Source organism: Treponema denticola, assembly GCF_024181645.1.
Taxonomy (GTDB): domain Bacteria; phylum Spirochaetota; class Spirochaetia; order Treponematales; family Treponemataceae; genus Treponema_B; species Treponema_B denticola_A.
The window spans coordinates 61,876-77,827 of the sequence record NZ_CP058624.1; the positions used below are offsets into that span (position 1 = coordinate 61,876).

Consider the following 15,952-nt stretch of genomic DNA (forward strand, 5'->3'; position numbering starts at 1 on the left):
TAAAAGGTCTTTCTTTTGAGCTATCGGCTGATTTTGTTGCCGATTGCAGCTTCAATAAAATCCCTAAACAGGGGATGGGGCTTGTTGGGCCTTGAGGCAAATTCGGGATGAAATTGAACGGCAACAAACCAAGGATGGCTTTTTAGCTCAACGATTTCCACTAAATTGCGTTCAGGATTAAGACCCGAAAAAATCATATCCGAATTATCGAATTTTTCCCTGTATAGGTTGTTGAACTCGTATCTGTGGCGGTGTCTTTCTTGGATTTCGTGAGATTTATAGGCCTTTTCTGCGAGGGAGCCTTCGGCTATCATACATCTGTATAGGCCTAGGCGGAGGGTGCCGCCGATTTTTACATCTTTTTGGTCGGGCATCAGGTCGATAACAGGATTTTTAGCATTTTTATCGAATTCGGAAGAATTGGCTTCTTCGATGTGCAGGGCGTTTAAGGCGTATTCGATGGCCGCAATCTGCATACCTAAGCAGATTCCAAAATACGGAACTTTATTTTCGCGGGCAAATTGGGCAGTTAAAAGCATTCCGTTAATGCCCCTGTCGCCGAAACCTCCCGGCACTATAATTCCGTCTGCATCCTTTAAAAAGGCAGCAGCATCTTCCTTAGTTTCTATTTTTTTGGAGTCAATCCAAAGAAGTTTGATTGAGGTTTTATGGTAAATACCGGCAGCAGTCAAGGCTTCGGCAACGCTGAGATAGGCATCCGGAAGCTCTACATATTTTCCTACAAGGGCGATGGTTATTTCTTTTTCGGGCTTATAGTAGGTTTGAACCATTTTTTTCCATTCTTCCAGATTAGGCTCTTTATTTTCAATATTGAAAAGCTTACACAAAACCTTTCCAAGACCTGCTTCTTCCAGCATCAGCGGAACTTCGTAAATAGATTTTGCAGTTAAGTTTTCGATTATTGCATCTTGAGGAATGTTTGAAAAAAGGCTTAGCTTTTCTCGAGTCGGTTTTGAAAGGCGTTTTTCGCTTCGGCAAATTAGAATGTCCGGCTGTATACCGAAACTTAAAAGCTCTTTTACGCTGTGCTGCATCGGTTTTGTTTTGATTTCGCCGCATTCTTTTAGATAGGGTAAAAGACCTAAGTGAACGAACATGCAGTTTTCTTTTCCGACTGTGTAGCGGATTTGGCGGATGGCTTCGATAAAGGGGAGGGCTTCAATATCTCCTACGGTACCGCCTATTTCGGAAATAACAAAGTCGGCTCCTGTTTGTTCGGCCGTTCCTAGAATTCGGGACTGGATTTCGTCTGTAACATGGGGAACAACTTGGACTGTGCCCCCGTTATAGCCTCCGGCTCTTTCCCTGTCTAATATGGCAAGATAAACTTTTCCGGCCGAGGTACTGTTAAATTTATGTAGGGGAACATCGGTAAATCTTTCGTAGTGGCCCAGGTCGAGGTCGGTTTCGCCCCCGTCTTCCGTGACAAAGACTTCACCGTGCTGGTAGGGGTTCATAGTACCCGGATCCACATTTAAGTAAGGATCGAATTTTTGATTGACTACGGAATATCCGCGGCTTTTTAAAAGCATTCCTATAGAAGCTGCCGTTAGGCCCTTGCCTAAAGATGAAACAACTCCGCCCGTTATAAAGATAAACTTAGATTTCATAATTTTCCCCCGACCAAAAAAAAACGGCTGAGCCGTTTTTAGGCTTCCAACCGTAATTTAGTATAGCTTATTTTTGACTTATCCGCAAGTGGGCAGTTTGAATTTTGCTATCCATTATAAATAATTTCTATAATAATTATGAAAGGGGGGAAATTTTTCTTCTTTATAAAAAAATTATTAACGAGGCTTAATTATGGAAAAATTGTTTAAAATCACTCTCCGCAACGACTATGCTTTTAAACGAGTCTTCGGAGTAGAGGAAAACAAAGATGTTCTACAGGACTTGCTGGAATGTATACTGGACATTCCACCTGAAAACATCGCAGATTTGGAACTTCTGGATAAGGAGTTTCATAAGGAGCTTTTAAGTGAAAAGCTCGGTATCGTGGATATCAAGTTAAGGCTAAACGACGGAACTTTTGTCGATATTGAAATTCAAAACAGTTGGCATTTTGATTTTTCTGAAAGGACCTTATATTATTGGTCCAAGATGTATAATGAAAACATAAAACAAGGCCAAGACTATTGTAAAATCTTTAGCCGAATGCTATTATAATAATGGTAATACGCTTTAATATATCAAAAGTTAAGAAGGGGTTTCCAAAGGGAGCACCCTTTGGCAGACGGAAAAGATAGGAGGGGTTATAGGGGAGGAAAGAAAACCTGTTCTGTCGGGTTGTCTTTCCTCCCCTAATTGATTGGGAGGTAAGAAAAATGTTAGAACAAGAATCTCCGACGATGAGAAAGGCAAATGAGACTATTACAATAATGGAAATGAATCCTAGAGATAAATGGCTATATGATTCCCGTATGAAATATGAACATGATAGGGCTTCATGTATAAGCGAGGGTTATCGAAAAGGTATTGAACAAGGATTCGCCTACGGTTCTTACCAAACTAAACTTGAAACGGCAAAGAATTTACTCCAGTTGGGACTGTCGATTGAGAATATAGCAGAAGCTACCGGTCTCAGCGAAGAAGAAGTAAAAAGCATTTGAAACCGGATCCATTTGTGGCGGTTTTGAATAGGCTTTTTTAAAAAGGCGGTATGGTTTGGAACACGGCGGGGTTTTGTCTTATAAAAAAAAGGACGAAGTTTTAATCGATTTTAGCAGTAATATAAATCCTCTAATGGCACCTATGGGCTTAAAAAAGGCCTTAGGTGCAGCTTTTAATAATCTTTTGGTTTATCCCGATATCCGTTACCGCTCGCTAAAAAAGGTAACGGCTCAATATTTAAAATGCAGACCTGAAAATATTGTTTTGGGGAATGGGGCTGTAGAAATAATCGATAATTTTTGTTCAATGTTTAAACGAGTTGTTTTATGCACGCCTTGTTTTTCGGAATACGGATTAAGGGCTCTTGTGCATAATAAACCGGTTTTAGAGCTTCCTTATCTTCCGGATTTTTTGCCCGATATTGCCGGTCTTAAAAAAAAACTGAGGGCAGGCGATCTCCTTATCTTAGGGAATCCGAATAATCCCACAGGCTTAAGAATAGAAAAAACGGCTCTTTTACAAATTTATTCTCTCGTACAAAAAACAGGTGCGTTTTTACTTTTAGATGAGGCTTTTTACGAGTTTTGTCCGCCTGATTATGACAGCATAGCTCTTTTTAAAAAAGGCGGCTATAAAAATATCTGTATAATAAGGGCTGCAACCAAATTTTTTGGTCTTCCGGGGATACGCCTAGGCTATGCCTGTACCTCAACCGATACGGCTGCCGCTCTTTCGAAAATCGAGATGGCTTGGCACATAAACGCCTTTGCAGAAGCTGCCGCTCCTGCAATCTTTTTTGACGAGGATTTTATAGCAAAGAGCAAGGCCTATATCCAAAAAGAAAGAGCTTTTTTGCTTGAAAATATCGAAAAATATGGAACAAGCGGAGAGATAAAATTACAGGCCTATAAAAGTCAGTGCAATTTTATTCTTCTTAAAGTTTTAAATGCAAAAGATGAGGGAGCTTTAAAGTTTTTTGAAAAAAGGGGAATCTTGATAAGAACTTGCAGCAGTTTTAAAACTCTCGGAGATAATCATATCAGGATTGCCGTACGTTCTCATAAAGATAATTGTAAATTTATTAAAGCAATTAGCTCTAAAAGGTCAAAATAAACATCCCGTATCTGTATTGTAAAATTTATAAAAATGTTTTATAATGGCTTCGGGTGGTATAAAGTTTATATGGAAACATTTGTCGAGGAAGCTTCAACATACGAAAAGTGTATTCAAAAAATTCAAGAAAAGTATGGGCCGAATATAATGGTTACCCGCCGCGAGGTAAAAAGAAATGAAGGCTTCCTTAGTCTTTTTAATAAGGAAACAATAAGGTTGAGTTTTAATATTCAAAATGAAGCCTTTATTCCCAAATTCTCAAATAATGAAGAAGTAAAACCTAAGTCAGCTGTTGCTCCCATAAAACCTTATTCTCCGGCAAATCTTGCAGAAGAGCGTTTAAAAATAATGAAACTGGCTGCGGCTCAATCGGAAGAAATGGCCGAGAAAATGATGCCCTATATCGAAAAGCTTGAAAATCAAAGTTCTGCTCCCATAAAAACCGATATTGACTCTAAAGAGTTAAAGGCCCTTGCAGAAACCGTCGGCAGGCTTGCAGAAGAAATAAGGCTAAAGAATTCTCCGTCCCAAGAGCATGAAAATATTTCGAAAATTGCGGCTATTTTGGAAGAAAATGATTTTACCGCTAAATATATCCGCTCCATAAAAGAAAAAATAGCTAAAAATTTGAGTTTAGCTGAATTAGACGATTTTGAACTTGTGCAAAAAAAAGTTTTGGACTGGGTAGCTTCTTCCATACAAATAAAACTTGAAGAAATAAATAATGACGATTCCGCTAAAAAGCAAAAACTTATTGCCTTGGTCGGGCCTACAGGTATAGGCAAGACGACAACCCTTGCAAAACTTGCCGCCTATTATATTCTGGCTGTTTCTAAACTTGAAAAGCGTTCCCTTGATGTGAGGGTTATTACCCTTGACCAATTTAGGATAGGAGCAGCCTTTCAAATAAAAAAATACTGTGAGCACATGGGTATCCCCCTTATCATAGCAACCGACCCATTAGATTTACACAAATATCTCGATCTATATAAGGATTCTGCCGATATTATATGTATAGATACGACGGGGAGGAGTCCGACCGATCCCGAAAAGATACTTGAGATGCAAAAGTATTTCGATGAGATAGAACCGGGCAGGATTGAAACCCATCTTGTAGTAAGTGCCGTAACTAAGGCTGCCGACATAATCGAAATAATAAAACAATATTCCGTTTTTAATTTTTCGAGCCTTATAATTACAAAACTTGATGAAACGGCTCATGTGGGCAGTATTATCAGTGTATTGGATGAATACAAGATTCCCGTCGCCTATATAACCGAAGGCCAAACAGTACCCAAGGATATAGCTCGGGCTTCCAAGCTTGTTTTGTTAAGAAAACTTACAGGGTTCTCTTTGGATTATATCAACGAAAATTTCGATGACGAAATTTCTATAGTATGGAGCTAAGATGACGGATCAGGCAGAAGATTTAAAAACATTAATGAAAAATAAAAACAGCAGTGATAAGGCTGCGCTTTCAAACCTTCCTCCTAAAAGGAAGACAAGGATTATTGCCGTAACCAGCGGAAAAGGCGGGGTCGGAAAAACGAATATTTCTACAAATATGGCCATTGCTTATGCCAAGATGGGAAAAAACGTTATTGTAATCGATGCGGATCTTGGTCTTGCAAACGTAAATGTTATGATGAACATAATTCCGAAATTCAATCTTTATCATGTAATGAAAAAACAAAAGAAAATGTCGGACATCATAATCGATACGGAATATGGAATAAAATTCGTTGCCGGAGCTTCAGGTTTTTCAAAGATTGCAAATATGGAAGAAGCCGAAAGGTCAGATTTTATTAAAGAATTATATACTCTTGCGGAGGCGGATATAATAATAATCGATACCAGTGCCGGTGTTTCCAAAAACGTTCTCAGCTTTGTTGCCGCCGCCGATGAGGTTGTTATTGTTACCACTTCGGAACCTACAGCTATAACCGATGCTTACGGAATTATAAAAATAATCGCAACCGAAGTTGAAAACTATGATTTAAACCTAAAAATGGTTGTAAACCGTGTAAATTCTGCCCTTGAAGGTAAAAAAATAGCCGAACGCATGATTCAGATTGTTGCCCAGTTTTTAAATTTAAAAGTCGAGTACTTGGGCTTTATTTACAATGATCCTGCGGTTGAACAGGCTGTTTTAAAGCAAAAGCCCTTCTTTATATCTGCTCCAAAAAGTAAAGCGGCGAGTTGTTTGCGCCACATAGTTGCAAAACTTGAAAAAACGGATTATAATGAATATTCAGGCTTTTCCGGCTTTTTACAAAAGCTCTTTGGAAAAAAGTGGGAATAGGTTGAAGTTTTTTAATTTAAAATTAGGAGGTTACCGGAGCCGTGGCAAAATTTAAAATTCCCCTTATATGTGCACTAGCTGCTTTGGCTCTGTCTTTCCTATTAGGGCTGATAAGCGGGGTGCGTTTTTCTACGATACTTTTGCGTTCACTTATCATCTCTTTGATAAGCGGAGGCTTTGTTTTAGGGGCTCAGATTCTTTTGGATCATTTTGTGCCGGACTTATTTCAGCCTGTTAATATTCAGGAACAGGAAAAAAAAGAAACCGGTAAAAATTTGAATATAAGTATAGATGAACCTGTAGAAATGCCGTTTATAGACGATGAAGAAAGAGCCGATTCGGAATCGGATATGATAGAGGCTGAGCCGGCAGATGAGAATTCGATATCGGATGATACCAAAGAACTGACTGATGAGGACTTGATCGATGAAGATTTTGAGAGTATAAGGGATGCCTCACAAACTTCTGCATCAAAAAATAGTGTTTCGAATGAAACCGAAAAAAAACAAGAAAAAAATACTGTAAAAGAATTGGAAGAACTTCCCGACTTGCAGGATTTTATACCTGAAGATGAACCTGAGCAAGGAGATGATCAGATGGACTTTACTCAAAGAGGAACTTCCGCATTTGATGTATCAACGGATTTAGCGGGTTCAGGGATGGATACGAATACTATGGTAAGTGCTATTCGTACTGTGCTTAAAAGGGATTCATAAATTAAAAAATAAAAGGTGTGGGTAATGGCAAATACGGATTATGAAAATATACCTGAAGAAGAACTTTGGGATAAATACAAAAAAACCTCAGATCCTAAAATCAGAGAATATTTTATTTTAAAGTATGCTCCATTGGTAAAATACGTCGCCGGAAAAGTCGGTATAGGAATGCCTACAAATGTAGAATTTGACGACTTAGTCGGTTACGGCGTTTTCGGCCTCTTGGACGCTATAGAAAAATATGATCTCGATAAAAACGTTAAATTTAATACCTACGCCGTTAATAGAATAAGGGGCGCTATATTCGATGAGCTGAGATCTATAGACTGGGTTCCCCGTTCGGTACGTCAAAAAAGCCGTGAAATTGAAGAAACTATAGCCGAACTAGAAGCTCGTCTAGGCCGCTCCGCCTCAAACGAAGAAATAGCTTATGCAATGGGCTTGGATATTGAGGAGTATAATTCTCTACTGCTTAAAATATCTGCAACAAGCGTTATTTCTTTGACCGATTTAAGGTTTTCTAATGATGACTCGGAAGAGTTTTCGGTAGGAGACATAATTGAAGCTCCTTCCTCTTTAAACCCTGATGTTATTGTAGAGCGTGAAGATGTAAGGAGAGTTATATCCGAGGCTCTTAAAGAATTACCTGAAAGAGAGAAAAAAGTTTTAATTATGTACTATTACGAGGACATGACCCTCAGGGAAATAGGAGAGGTTCTTCATGTAACCGAATCCAGGGTTTCTCAGATACACACAAGCGCAAATATAAAATTGAAAGCTAAACTTTCTAATGTTACAAAGGGCATAAAATAGGGGGGATTATGGTTAGGCTTAATCAAATACAGGAAAAAATGTCTGAAATGCACGAACTTGATTCCGGGCGTTTTTTTGTTGATATAAGCGGAGAAACCCTTGATGAGGCCCTTGCAAACGCAGCTATACAATTAGGGATGCCTGTTTCATCGATAGACTATGAAATTTTACAAAAAGGTGCTTCAGGTTTTTTTGCAATAGTCCCAAAAGAATGGAAGATAAGAGCCTATGAAACCATAAAGGTAAAGAAACCGCAAAATATCGAAGAAGAAAAGGTTGAGTCCGAAGATATAATTGAAGATGGGACTGTTATTAATAAAGACGGAATGGGGTATGTTTTCTGTGCAGCCGACGGTATTTACTTTAAGGTAACTGCTCCCTCAGGCACAGGCCGTGTTTTTGATATAAAGGCTGCCAGAGACAAGTTTAGGGACAGAGCTCTCCCCATTCCGGAGGACGATATTCTTGCTCCCATATTGGAGGAAAAACACGGTGAATATGTCAGGGTTGCTCCTTATAAACGAATCCCCGGCAATGATGCTGCAATGGTTGTCAACATAAGCGATGACGAAATGAAGGCCTACCTCTATGTTACTCCCCCGACAACCGGAGGTGTCGACCTTTCGGCAGATACCATTATCGCATTTTTAAAGAATAATAGGATAATAGTCGGAATAAATGAAGAGAGGGTCAAACAATTTCAAGATTCTCCCGTTTACCGTGAAGATTATCTGGTAGCGGAAGGAATAGCTCCTCAAAACGGTGCTGATGCCAAGATTCTTTATAATTTTGAGGTAGATAATACGCGGGTCCGCTTGCAGGAAACCCGTTCCGGTCAAATCAATTTTAAGGAATTGAACCTTATTCAAAATGTTGTTGAAGGACAGCCTGTAGCTCAAAAGGTTCCTGCTCAAAGAGGAAAGGCGGGAAAAACCGTTACAGGAAAATACCTTGAGGCCCTTAACGGAAAAGATGTTGCAATGCCTGTGGGCAAAAATACAAAGATTGCTGCGGATGGTTTAACTATAGTTGCCGAAGTAAACGGACAGGTTCTTTTAGTCAAAAATAAGATTACCGTACAAGAAATCTATGTAGTTGAAGGCGACGTTTCAATCAGAACCGGAAATATTACCTTCTTGGGTTCGGTCTTTGTAAACGGAAACGTAGATGACGGCTTTGTTATAAAGGCTTCGGGAAATATAGAAGTTAAGGGCTCGGTCGGCAGGGCAGAGCTTGATACCGAGGGAGATATCGTTGTAAGTCAGGGTATCATGGGCAAAGAAGGCGGTGTAATAAGAGCCGGAAAATCTATCTGGTCTAAATTTATTCAAAATACCGATGTTGTTGAAGCCGGAGATATGGTAATTGTTTCGGACGGTATTATAAAATCGAACGTAATGGCTAACCGTAAAATTATATGCCGAGGAAAGAAGGCCGATATAATAAGCGGCAATCTGAGTGCTTCCGAATCTATTTCGGCAAGGAATTTAGGAAGTGTTTCAGGCGGAAACGATCTTGTACTAAGTGTAGGCTTCGATCCGAAAAGTAAGGAGCGCTTAAACTTCTTGTTGCAAAAGCAGGAGATGGATCAAAAAAGCTTGGAAGATTTAAAGCTTAATCTAATGAGTCTTGAAGAGCTTAAATCCAAGCGGGGAGAGCTTCCAAAAGATAAAGAAGAAAACTATAACAAGATGAACGAGTATAAATATACTCTTCAAACCGATATTCACGAAGTAGAAAAAGAAATTACCCAAATAAGAGAATACTTAAATACATTGAAAAATCAGGGCAGGGTTTCCGCTTCCGGACATGTATATCCGGGAGTACGCATAGTTATACGGGATACCACCGAGGATGTAAGAATGGATTGTAAGGCTACTACATTCTATCTTGACAAGGGAATTGTGCGTTACGGAAAGTATCAAGAAGAGAACGAAGAGGATTTTAAGAAGGTTCCGAGTGGCTATTCAACCAATTGATCTGCAAACTCTATATGCTCAAATGGCTAAGGTCGGCAAACAACAGGGGGCCGAACAGCAGCTTGCTTCTATGGTAAAGGATGCCCAGCAGCAGCAAAATAAAATTGATGCAGAAAAAAGATTGAGTACTGTTCAGCTTGTAGATTCCGATAGTAATAAGAATCTTAGAATCAATAAGGACGGCAGGTCTCCCGATGAGGACGATAGGGGAGGAGAACATCCCAAAAAGCAGACCACGGCTCAAACCGAGCAGGAACCGGATAGCGAAGAATATATAAAAGACCCTTCTTTGGGACAAAGAGTGGATATCTCAGGATGATGACTGTTTTTGCAATTATTTTATTGGTATTAAATATTTTTTTAATCTTCTTTTTTTATTTTAAGTTTAAAAATCAATTTTCGGATAGGGCTTCAATCAATAATATAAAAAATGAAACTCAAAAATTGGTTGCTCAAATTGCTTTTCAAACCGATCAGTCCGTTACAATAATGGAAGACAAGATTAAGGAAGTGAACAGCCTTATCCTTGAGCTGGATAAGCGTATATTACTTGCAGGAAAAGAAGAAGAAAAACGAAGCGCTGCCGAGAGAGTTTACGAAAGCCTTGCAGAGGCGGCTAAAGCTAATGCCTTTTCAGGACTTGATCCGGAGGTTTTTGCAAAAACTAAAAAGCCCGTAATTTCAAAAGAAAATCCGCCTATCGAAAACGAACCTATTAAGATATATACAAAACAAATTCTGGCCCCTAAATCGGGAATTGTCCCCGACCAAACTGCTTCAATGAAGGAACAGATAATTGAAATGGCTAAAAAAGGCCTTTCAATAGAGCTGATAGCCGAAAAAGTTCCCCTTCCCACCGGCGAAATAGAGCTTATAATTTCTATGAATACCTAATTATCTAAAGGTTTTTCATTTAATCTTTTTTTATTGCGTCTTTTTTTGATGATAATTACCGCAATAATTATAATTATAAGTATAAATATCCAAAGATAAAGGATGCCGATAATTATATCGCTAAAAAGACCTATCCCTTCCTTTACGGCATTAAGGGCCTTGGTAAAAAAGGATGGCCTTGCTATACTGCTACTGATAATTTGGTACATTGAAATATTTAAGGTACTGTAATTTACGGATTTTTGTAAATAGCGTAAACGGCCTTCAATAGCTTCAATATCTGAGCGTAAATCTTGAATTTGGTTTTGCACTTCTAAAATGTCTTTTACCGTTTTTGCTTGGCTTAAAATTTTTAAATAAGTTTGTTCGGTTTCTTTTTTTACCTTTAACCGGGCAAGGCTGTCTACAAATTCTTCCGTAACATCTTCAACCGTAATGTTTTTATTATCAAGTTTTTTAATACCTATAGTAAGCTCATTTAAAAGATTATCAAAATTTTCTTTTGGTATTCTAATACTGATTGTCTGCCTAATACTGGAATAAAAATTCTTCTCATCTTCTTGACTTATATAGGCTTGATATTTTGTTACGAGGTTTTCGATTATTTCCCTTGTTTTTTTTATATCCTCAGTTTCAAATTCTATAAAACCTGCTTTTATAAGTTTTCTTTCGATATTGCCGTTATCTAAGCTTGCAGTATTTACATCGTCAGATTCTTTTTTGTCTTCTTGAAAGGCCGAATCGGATGATGAGCTTTTGGATTCGGACATGTAGTTTTCGGCTCGGGCGCTTTTACCGGCTTCATAAGCTGCTTTTTTCCCTCCGCACGAAAGAAAAAGATTTAGTACCAAACTTAAATATAAAAAAATAAAGGCCTTTTTTTTCATCTTATTTATCCCTCATCGGCAAAAGTTTAACATAATTTATTTTATTTTACAATGGGAGCTGTTAAGGCTAAACGACGGAACCTTTGTTGATATCGAAATTCAAAACAACTGGCATTTTGATTTTCCTGAAAGAACCTTGTATTATTGGTCTAAAATGTATAATGAAAACATAAAACAAGGTCAAGACTATTGTAAAATTTTTAGCCGAATGTTATTATAATAATGGTAATATACTTTAATATATCAAAAGTTAAGAAGGGGTTTCCAAAGGGAGCTCCCTTTGGCAGACGGGAACAACCGGCATAGCTTCGAGGTAAAGATAGGAGGGGTTATAGGGGAGGAAAGGTACAGCCAGCGCAGCTTCAAGGCAAACCTGTTCTGTCGGGTTGTCTTTCCTCTCCTAATTGATAATCCGGAGGTGAGAGAAGTGTTAGCAGAAAATTCAGAGATAATGAAAAAAGCAAATGCCGCTATTTCTGTAATGGAAATGAGTCCTAAAGATAAATGGCTTTATGATTCCCGTATGAAATACGAGCATGACAGAGCTTCATGTATAAATGAAGGTTATCGACAAGGCATTGAAGTAGGTATATTGCAGGGCGAAATAAAAGGTAGGCAAGAAGGTATTAGCCAAGGCTTTGCCGACGGTTCTTATCAAAAAGCTCTTGAAACAGCAAAACTTATGCGTACTCATAATTACCCTATAACCGAAATTTGTACAATGACCGGTCTCACCAAAGAAGAAGTGGAAAACATTTGAAAGCACCGCCCTTCTGATTCAGTACTGAAATGACTTTTGCAAATAGGCGGAGCAGATGCCCGTATATTTACAAAAGAACCTTGCGTTTTAAGCTTGTTAATGTTATACTTAACTTATGGCTATGGACTTTTTTTTTCAAGAAATGGAATTTCACATTAACGGAGATGTCCGCAAAAAGTGTAATTTAAAGTCGGTTCTTTTTTCTTCATGCGGAAATGTCATATTTGAAAATATTTCCGAAGTTCATAATTTCGTTTTTAATTTTAATTCTATTGTAAACGAAGGCCTTTTTGGAGAAGGTCAAGCTCATTTAAAAGCAGGCGAATTAAATGCGATGGGAATTTTAGATGAAGTTCTTCATTATGTTTTAAGGCTTTACCGTCAAAATGTTGATGCCGATTTTTTTGTTAAAGGATATGAATTTATCGAAGAAGAATTTAAAGATAAAAGTCTGCATAGCCTCGATTTTTTGTTAAAAGAGTTTTGTAAAGATTTTCCTCCAAAGGATGTTTATACGGATAAGCTCTCATTGGATGAGTGGTTTGAATCAAATGACAGCTCATCAAATGTACCCAACAAATTGCTGGCCTTTGAAGAGTTTATTCTCCTATGTCTTGCAAATAGAAATCCTGCAAATGCACAGTTTGAGGTTTTATTTAATGATTCAAATTTAAAAACAATCGATTCATATGAAATTTTTTGGGACAGGATAAAAAAATGGTCAAAAAAGAATAAGCCCATAGGAAGCCGATTAGGAAAGGAGCTGGGGCAGCTGGATATTCTTTCTTTTTTAGAAGAACCCATTAAGCGTTGTCCAAATAGCATTTTAGACCAGCTTAAATATATAAAAGAAAACTGGAGCAGCTTTACTCAAAATCTTTTGCTTAAACTTTTGGGGGCCGAGGACTTAATAAGGGAAGAAGAAAAGGCTGGCTGGGCACCGCCTCAAGGAGGCAGCTTTGATGCTCCGGTCTACACATTTGAAAATTTGTTAAAAGAATACGAGGCCTTCACTCCCGATAAAAATTGGATGCCCAATTTGGTTTTAATAGCAAAGAGCACCTTGGTTTGGCTGGATCAGTTAAGTAAAAAATATTCCGCCCCGATTACGCGTCTTGATCAAATCCCCGATGAAGAGCTCAAATTTTTTGCAGATTCGGGAATTACCGGACTTTGGTTAATCGGCGTTTGGCAGCGTTCCGAGGCGAGCCGCCGTATTAAAGAAATTTGCGGAAATCCAGATGCGGCTGCAAGTGCATACAGTATCTATGACTATGACATCGCAGAAGAACTAGGCGGCTGGCCGGCTCTGGCTAATTTACGGGAAAGAGCTTGGAAGTTCGGAATCAGAATGGCGGCCGACATGGTTCCCAATCATACGGGCCTTGATTCCAAATGGATTATGGAAGAGCCGAATCTATTTTTGCAGACAAGAGATAAGCCCTTTCCTTCATACAGTTATGATGGTGAGAATCTTTCCCGAGACGGAAGAACAAGCGTTTATCTTGAAAACGGTTATTATTCAAAGACGGACTGTGCCGTGGTTTTTAAGCGCGTAGATAACTATTCCGGGGATGTTCGCTATATCTATCATGGAAATGACGGCACGGGCCTCCCGTGGAACGATACGGCTCAAATAGATTTTTTAAACAGTGAAGCCCGCGAAAAAGTTATTCAAAAAATTCTCCATGTTGCAAGAAATTTTCCAATCATACGCTTCGATGCGGCCATGGTTCTTGCTAAAAAACATATCCGCCGCCTATGGTATCCGGCTCCCGGTTCAGGCGGAGACATTGCAAGCCGTTCCCGCTATGCCCTCTCTATTGAAGAATTTGAAAGGAGAATCCCCGAAGAATTTTGGAGAGAGGTTGTAGACCGCTGTGCAAAAGAAGCTCCAGACACCCTCTTGCTTGCCGAAGCCTTTTGGATGATGGAAGGCTATTTTGTCCGCACCCTAGGAATGCACCGCGTATATAATTCCGCCTTTATGAATATGCTCAAAAAAGAAGAAAACGCAAAATACAGGGAAACCATAAAAAATACCCTCGAATTCGATCCTGAGGTATTAAGGCGTTATGTCAATTTTATGAATAACCCCGATGAAGAAACTGCCATAGCCCAATTCGGAGACGGAGATAAATACTTCGGTGTCTGCACGATGATGTCGGCTATGCCCGGGCTTCCTATGTTCGGGCACGGTCAGCTAGAAGGCTTTACCGAAAAGTACGGTATGGAATATAAAAGAGCTTATAAGGATGAGGCTGTAAACTACGGTCTGCTTGAAAGACATAAAAAGGAAATTTTCCCTCTTTTAAAAAGACGCTATATTTTTTCCGGTGTTGAAAAATTTAGGCTCTTTGATTTTTGGAATGAAGGAAGCGTAAGCGAAAATGTTTTTGTTTGGTCGAATTTTTTCAATGGAGAGCGTTCGTTGATTTTTTATAATAACGCCTATGAAAGAGCCTCCGGCTGGATTAAGCTTTCGGCAGCCTTTGCCGTAAAAAAATCGCAAAATGAAAAGGAATTAAGGCAGGAAAATCTTATAGATGCTCTTAATTTAAATTCGGGAGAGGATTATTTTACGGTGTTTTATGAACAGCGTTCTTCCTTATTCTTTTTAAGAAAAAATTCCGAGCTTGCCGAAAAAGGCTTTTTTGCAGCTTTGGACGGTTATAAATGCCAAGTATTTTTAAACATCCATGAGATTAAGGATGATGACGGCTATTGTAGGGCTCTTTATCAAAAAGCGGATGGACGGGGTTTTAAAGATATTGAATTTGAAATAAATAAATGTAAGTATGGAAGTCTTTACAATACTATTTACGACTTATGCGCTAAAGACTTGTTCCCTCAAATTTCGGATTATTGTGATACCTATAAAAAAGAAACAATTGAAGATGTATCGGAAGCAATTGAAGATATATCGAAAAAACTTTATCCTCGATTTTTAGAATTTTTTAATACCTTTGAAGAAGTATTTTTTAAGACCTTTCCTTATGATGAAGAAAAAGAAAGCTTAAAAAGCATTAAAGAAAAAAACGAGACGCGTGCTTTGTGCTTTAAAAATTCTATAGATTGCTTTTTATATCTTTGTTCAAATGAGCCTTCTTTGATTGCTGAAAATATTAAGGATGAAAGTCTTAAAACCGAAGATATTCTCTTTCTAAATGCTCTCAAGTCCTTGGTTCTTGACAAAAAAGAGAATGTGCTTTTGTATACGGCAGGCCTTTTATTGTCGGCCCTGTTTAAATTTTTTCCTAAAGAAAAGATTAAAATGTGCTGCCTTGATTCTGCTCTTACCGAGCTTCTTTGTTCTTTCGGCCTTCCCGAAGTAAATGCAAAAAGCACCTTATTTTTGTTAAACCGTTTATTTTCCTTGCCTGAAACTGAGAAAGATTTTTTTGAAAATTCGGATTCAAAAAGGGATTGCGTTAAGGACTTTATGGATTTTTGTGTACATGATGAAGTGCTAAAAAACTATTTAGGTTTAAACGAGTGGAATGGGGAGCTTTGGTTTAATAAAGAATCTACCGAGAGGCTGATTTTGATAAATATTTTGTTTAAACTTGTATGGAAAGATTGGCCTGAAGATGGTGTACATAAATGCAACATTTTATCTTTAAACTTTTATGCAGGAATTTATTTGGATATGACCAAGATATTTTCAGCTGCCGAATATAAGCTGAAAAATATTATTGATTTTTCAAGCGAAAAGGCCTAGTCTTTTTCGGCATTTTCCTCTGCATATTTTTTAAATTCTTCCTCACTCATTTTATCTGCATAAATAGGGTAGAGGGCTTCTACCAGTTCTTCAAGCGTAGGGAATTTGGCTCCATCAAGTTTATATGACATAAAAA

General features: G+C 38.3%; 12 protein-coding genes and 2 pseudogenes. 11 read left to right on the forward strand and 3 right to left on the reverse strand.

Going from position 1 to position 15,952, the window contains the following annotated elements:
* Positions 1-20: 20 nt before the first annotated feature.
* On the reverse strand, positions 21-1,631 hold the full coding sequence (gene pyrG / locus HO345_RS00250; protein WP_253683313.1) for a CTP synthase: 1,611 nt from the start codon (positions 1,629-1,631) through the stop codon (positions 21-23).
* 193 nt (positions 1,632-1,824) lie between these two features.
* Here pyrG and HO345_RS13185 point away from each other — a divergent pair.
* From HO345_RS13185 to HO345_RS00300, 9 genes and pseudogenes are all read left to right on the forward strand, one after another.
* Positions 1,825-2,630 (forward strand): annotated as a pseudogene (locus HO345_RS13185) (Rpn family recombination-promoting nuclease/putative transposase).
* Positions 2,631-2,685: 55 nt separating this feature from the next.
* Positions 2,686-3,744: a pyridoxal phosphate-dependent aminotransferase gene (locus HO345_RS00265; protein WP_253683314.1), complete on the forward strand. Its 1,059-nt coding sequence runs from the start codon at positions 2,686-2,688 to the stop codon at positions 3,742-3,744.
* Positions 3,745-3,813: 69 nt separating this feature from the next.
* Complete coding sequence (gene flhF / locus HO345_RS00270; protein ID WP_253683315.1) at positions 3,814-5,151, forward strand: flagellar biosynthesis GTPase FlhF; 1,338 nt, start codon at positions 3,814-3,816, stop codon at positions 5,149-5,151.
* Position 5,152: 1 nt separating this feature from the next.
* Positions 5,153-6,046 carry a MinD/ParA family protein gene (locus tag HO345_RS00275; RefSeq protein ID WP_010694602.1) on the forward strand — a complete coding sequence of 298 codons (894 nt, stop codon included), beginning with the start codon at positions 5,153-5,155 and terminating at the stop codon, positions 6,044-6,046.
* Between the two features lie 41 nt (positions 6,047-6,087).
* Positions 6,088-6,762 (forward strand): hypothetical protein, encoded by a 675-nt coding sequence (locus HO345_RS00280; protein ID WP_253683316.1) that lies wholly within the window; start codon positions 6,088-6,090, stop codon positions 6,760-6,762.
* Between the two features lie 24 nt (positions 6,763-6,786).
* Positions 6,787-7,575 carry an RNA polymerase sigma factor WhiG gene (whiG, locus tag HO345_RS00285; RefSeq protein ID WP_010694610.1) on the forward strand — a complete coding sequence of 263 codons (789 nt, stop codon included), beginning with the start codon at positions 6,787-6,789 and terminating at the stop codon, positions 7,573-7,575.
* 8 nt (positions 7,576-7,583) lie between these two features.
* On the forward strand, positions 7,584-9,554 hold the full coding sequence (locus HO345_RS00290; RefSeq protein ID WP_253683317.1) for a FapA family protein: 1,971 nt from the start codon (positions 7,584-7,586) through the stop codon (positions 9,552-9,554).
* Positions 9,535-9,873, forward strand: coding sequence for a hypothetical protein (locus HO345_RS00295; RefSeq protein ID WP_253683318.1), 339 nt, complete (start codon positions 9,535-9,537; stop codon positions 9,871-9,873). Before HO345_RS00290 ends, HO345_RS00295 begins: the two co-directional genes overlap by 20 nt.
* The gene (locus HO345_RS00300; protein ID WP_253683319.1) at positions 9,870-10,448 is read left to right on the forward strand and encodes a hypothetical protein; all 579 of its coding nucleotides are present in this window, start codon (positions 9,870-9,872) and stop codon (positions 10,446-10,448) included. Before HO345_RS00295 ends, HO345_RS00300 begins: the two co-directional genes overlap by 4 nt.
* Here HO345_RS00300 and HO345_RS00305 read toward each other — a convergent pair.
* A complete protein-coding gene (locus tag HO345_RS00305) occupies positions 10,445-11,335 on the reverse strand; it encodes a DUF4349 domain-containing protein (RefSeq protein WP_253683320.1) in 891 nt (296 codons plus the stop codon). The two genes, HO345_RS00300 and HO345_RS00305, sit on opposite strands and share 4 nt — an antisense overlap.
* A 61-nt stretch (positions 11,336-11,396) precedes the next feature.
* On the opposite strand from HO345_RS00305, the pseudogene HO345_RS00310 reads away from it, so the two are divergent.
* Both HO345_RS00310 and HO345_RS00315 read left to right on the forward strand, forming a co-directional pair.
* Positions 11,397-12,095 (forward strand): annotated as a pseudogene (locus tag HO345_RS00310) (Rpn family recombination-promoting nuclease/putative transposase); the annotation flags it as partial.
* Between the two features lie 115 nt (positions 12,096-12,210).
* Positions 12,211-15,816, forward strand: a complete 3,606-nt coding sequence (locus HO345_RS00315; RefSeq protein WP_366796410.1) for an alpha-amylase family glycosyl hydrolase — start codon at positions 12,211-12,213, stop codon at positions 15,814-15,816.
* On the opposite strand, the gene HO345_RS13050 is transcribed toward HO345_RS00315, so the two are convergent.
* The gene (locus HO345_RS13050; protein WP_010689391.1) at positions 15,813-15,947 is read right to left on the reverse strand and encodes a hypothetical protein; all 135 of its coding nucleotides are present in this window, start codon (positions 15,945-15,947) and stop codon (positions 15,813-15,815) included. The genes HO345_RS00315 and HO345_RS13050 overlap by 4 nt on opposite strands.
* Positions 15,948-15,952 lie beyond the last annotated feature (5 nt).

What these genes read in the sequence shown, in the direction of transcription:
- pyrG (WP_253683313.1), bottom strand. Translation starts at nt 1,631, where the DNA reads ATGAAATCTAAGTTTATCTTTATAACGGGCGGAGTTGTTTCATCTTTA.
- flhF (WP_253683315.1), top strand. Translation starts at nt 3,814, where the DNA reads ATGGAAACATTTGTCGAGGAAGCTTCAACATACGAAAAGTGTATTCAA.
- HO345_RS00275 (WP_010694602.1), top strand. Translation starts at nt 5,153, where the DNA reads ATGACGGATCAGGCAGAAGATTTAAAAACATTAATGAAAAATAAAAAC.
- whiG (WP_010694610.1), top strand. Translation starts at nt 6,787, where the DNA reads ATGGCAAATACGGATTATGAAAATATACCTGAAGAAGAACTTTGGGAT.
- HO345_RS00290 (WP_253683317.1), top strand. Translation starts at nt 7,584, where the DNA reads ATGGTTAGGCTTAATCAAATACAGGAAAAAATGTCTGAAATGCACGAA.
- HO345_RS00300 (WP_253683319.1), top strand. Translation starts at nt 9,870, where the DNA reads ATGATGACTGTTTTTGCAATTATTTTATTGGTATTAAATATTTTTTTA.
- HO345_RS00305 (WP_253683320.1), bottom strand. Translation starts at nt 11,335, where the DNA reads ATGAAAAAAAAGGCCTTTATTTTTTTATATTTAAGTTTGGTACTAAAT.
- HO345_RS00315 (WP_366796410.1), top strand. Translation starts at nt 12,211, where the DNA reads ATGGCTATGGACTTTTTTTTTCAAGAAATGGAATTTCACATTAACGGA.
- HO345_RS13050 (WP_010689391.1), bottom strand. Translation starts at nt 15,947, where the DNA reads ATGTCATATAAACTTGATGGAGCCAAATTCCCTACGCTTGAAGAACTG.